Below are 1,241 nucleotides of genomic sequence, written 5' to 3'. Positions count from 1 at the left end.
TCGACCCGCCCGGCGCCGGGCGCCGGCACACCCTGGCCGGGATCGGACCGCAGGGGCAGCGAGGGCCGGACATCCCCGTCCGCCGCATCCGCGGTGCCCGGCGCCCCGGACATCTCCGGCGCCCCGGCGGTGTCCGTGTTCTGGCCGGTGTCCGTGTTCTGGGCGGGGAGCGCGGAGTGGCCCCGCCGCCGGGGCAACGCCGCGGACGTGCTGACCAGGGCAGGTGCCTGCGCCTGCGGGAGGGCCGGTGCCGGGGCCACCGTCAGCGGTATCCGGGCAGCAGCGGCCTCCGGCGGCGCCGGCACGTACAGCTCCGCGTCGGCGTCCTGCACGGACACCAGTGCGTCCGGCAGGACGACGACCGCCGTCGTCCCCCCGAACAGATTCCTGCGCAGTTCGACCGTGAAGCCGTGACGTTCAGCGAGCCGAGCGGCGACCAGGAGCCCGACCCGGCCGTCCTTCACCTGCTCGGTCACGTCGACCTTGTCCGGGGCGGCCAGCAGCGTGTTCATCTGCTCCCGTGTGTGCGCCAGCATGTGCGGCCCGCGGTCCTCGACCTCGATCGCCAGGCCGGAAGGAACCAGCTCCGCCCTGATGAGCACCTCACCGGGACTGCAATTGGTTGCGTTCTCCGCGAGCTCCGCGAGCAGATGGACGACGTCAGGCTCCACATGCCCCGGAATCATGATCTTTTTCTTCCGGTGCCAGTCGGTGCGGACCCGCTCGTACTTCTCGATCTCCTGGCCCGCCGCGCGCAGTACCGTGGACAGCTGCACGGGCTCATTCCCCCGGAAGCTGACCGCGCCGCCCAGCACGTGCACGCCCTCGATCTTCCGCTGCATCTGGGTCACGATGTGATCGACGCGGTACAGACGGCCCAGGAGATCGGGGTCCTCCGTCTCACGCTCCAGTTCCGTGATTCCGTCGAGCGCCCGCCTGACCAGCGCGAGCAGCCGCTCGGCGATCGTGACGAACGCCTTCGCGTCCACACCCGTACCCGCGACACTCACCGTGCCCGTTACCGCCTGCGGCCTCGCCGCCGCCTCGGCTATCCCCTGCATCGCCTCATACAGCGTCCTGAGCAGAAGGGAGTTGAGCTGTGCGAACTCGCCGGACTGCTCCGCCCCGTCGGGGCGCGGCGGCGTGGGAGGCGACGGGCGCTCGCCCCGGCCGGCCTCCGCGCGCATCCTGGCGATGATTTCGCGCACGTGGTCGAGCTGGGAGGTGAAATGCGCGAGCCA

General features: G+C 71.5%; 1 protein-coding gene. It reads right to left on the bottom strand.

What is annotated here, in order from left to right; all coding sequences use genetic code 11:
* A partial coding sequence (locus GA0115259_RS35150; protein ID WP_141716823.1) for an ATP-binding protein occupies positions 1–1,241 on the bottom strand: 1,241 nt, incomplete at both ends.

Source organism: Streptomyces sp. MnatMP-M17 (assembly GCF_900091995.1).
Taxonomy (GTDB): domain Bacteria; phylum Actinomycetota; class Actinomycetes; order Streptomycetales; family Streptomycetaceae; genus Streptomyces.
The sequence above is the reverse complement of the archived record's forward strand: the minus strand, read 5'-3'. Positions and strand labels throughout refer to the sequence as shown.